We start from the raw sequence: 2005 nt of genomic DNA, 5'->3' as shown, positions 1-2005 counted from the left end.
CATTATAATGATAAGCATCCCCACAGTGCACTGGGATACCGCTCACCACGTGAGTATCGTCGCCGGCGCGAGTCGTTAACTTAAGAGTGATCTGGTGTCTGGATTTATAGGGTCAAATCCAGAAAACAGGGACCAACAGCCAGAGTAATAACGCGCATAACTTCTCCTTATAACCCAAACTTATTGATTAACCAAATTTAAGAACCGATAGGCTCATCCTGACAGAACGCGCTATGTGGCTTAAATAATTTATCCGGCAAATTTATGCTGTTTCTCACATATAGCTGGGGGAGGGATGACCACGCGCTACAATAATCTTCATTTTTTTAGTGGCTTTTGCGCCAAGTCATTTCCCTTTACGCCGCTAAACTAGGATAATACGACCCCAATTTTTCATCGAAACCTCAGGAGTGACCATGTATTACCCTTTCGTTCGTAAGGCGCTGTTTCAGCTCGATCCTGAGCGTGCGCATGACCTGACCTTGCAGCAGCTAACCCGCCTTTCTGGCACTCCTTTTACCGGCCTGATCCGCCAGTCTCTTCCTTTTAAGCCCGTCACCTGTATGGGGCTGACATTTAAAAACCCTCTGGGACTGGCCGCTGGTCTGGATAAGAACGGCGAATGCATTGATGCCTTTGGTGCCATGGGATTTGGTTTCATTGAGATCGGTACGGTCACGCCGCGCCCGCAGCCGGGTAATGACAAGCCGCGTATGTTCCGCGTAGTTGAAGCGGAGGCGATCATTAACCGCATGGGCTTCAATAATCTCGGCGTTGATAACTTGGTAGAAAATGTCAAAAAGGCCCACTTTGACGGCATCCTCGGCATTAATATTGGCAAAAATAAAGACACCCCGGTTGAGCAGGGCAAAGAGGATTATTTAATCTGCATGGATAAAATCTATCCATACGCTGGTTATATCGCTATCAATATTTCCTCCCCTAACACCCCGGACCTGCGATCTTTACAATACGACGAAGCATTGGATGATTTGTTGGCGGCGATTAAAACCCGTCAGAATGATCTTCATAAAATCCACCACAAATATGTTCCAATGGCGGTAAAGATCGCACCGGATCTTTCTGAAGAGGAATTGATCCAGGTGGCGGAGAGTTTACTGCGTCACAATATTGACGGCGTGATTGCCACCAATACCACGCTAGATCGAGAGCTGGTAAAAGGACTGAAGCACGCAGATGAAGCTGGGGGCTTAAGTGGTCGTCCGGTTCAGTTGCGCAGCACGGAAATTATCCGCCGCCTTGCCATTGAGCTGCAGGGGCGTATCCCGATTATTGGCGTGGGAGGTATTGATTCACTCGTCTCGGCGCGGGAAAAAATGGCAGCAGACGCCTCACTGGTGCAAATATATTCCGGCTTTATTTACAAAGGCCCGCCTTTGATAAAGGAAATTGTGAGCAATATCTAAGTCATTTCTGACTATTAATAAGCTTGGGCCTTTATTTTTGCTGCAGACTCGTTTATATTTTGTTCTGTTCACTGATTATTCAGTTTTAGCAGAATGCGCTAGGTGCTTAAAAGGGCACTGTTGCAAAGATATTGATGAGTTAGCCTTTCGTGTTATTGAAAGGTCTTATCTTTCAAAGACTCTGCTCACCAGACGCATCTCGCCTAGGGGATGCCCCAAATAAAATGATTCTGCCTGACCTTTTTGTAGCGCACGCATCACTTCAATGCCTTTGATTGTGGCGTAAGCCGTCTTCATTGATTTGAAGCCCAGCGTGGCGTTGATTATCCGTTTCAGTTTGCCATGATCGCACTCAATTATATTATTCCGGTACTGTATTTGCCGGTGATGCACATGCTGCGGACATTTACCTTCCCGCTTCAGCAATGCCAGCGCCCGCCCATACGTCGGGGCTTTATCTGTGTTGATCAACCGTGGAATTTGCAGGCGCTTCGTATTATTCAGAAGTTTACCCATAAAGCGATAGGCGGCTTTGGTGTGACGACGTGAAGACAGGTAAAAGTCAATGGTGCAGCCCC

At 47.2% G+C, this 2005-nt stretch carries 2 protein-coding genes; one reads left to right on the top strand and one right to left on the bottom strand.

The annotated features are described in order from the left end of the window. The first annotated feature begins 416 nt into the window (after nucleotides 1–416). Nucleotides 417–1427, top strand: a complete 1011-nt coding sequence (gene pyrD / locus BBW68_RS13700; RefSeq protein WP_070135771.1) for a quinone-dependent dihydroorotate dehydrogenase — start codon at nucleotides 417–419, stop codon at nucleotides 1425–1427. A gap of 165 nt (nucleotides 1428–1592) precedes the next feature. Here pyrD and BBW68_RS13695 read toward each other — a convergent pair. Next, nucleotides 1593–2005, bottom strand: a 413-nt coding sequence (locus BBW68_RS13695; RefSeq protein ID WP_148127524.1) for a DDE-type integrase/transposase/recombinase, incomplete at its 5' end; no start/stop codon positions are given.

It is taken from the genome of Candidatus Erwinia dacicola (assembly GCF_001756855.1).
Taxonomy (GTDB): Bacteria; Pseudomonadota; Gammaproteobacteria; order Enterobacterales; family Enterobacteriaceae; genus Erwinia; species Erwinia dacicola.
This window is presented reverse-complemented; position numbering and strand designations above follow the sequence as displayed.

What these genes read in the sequence shown, in the direction of transcription:
- pyrD (WP_070135771.1), top strand. Translation starts at nt 417, where the DNA reads ATGTATTACCCTTTCGTTCGTAAGGCGCTGTTTCAGCTCGATCCTGAG.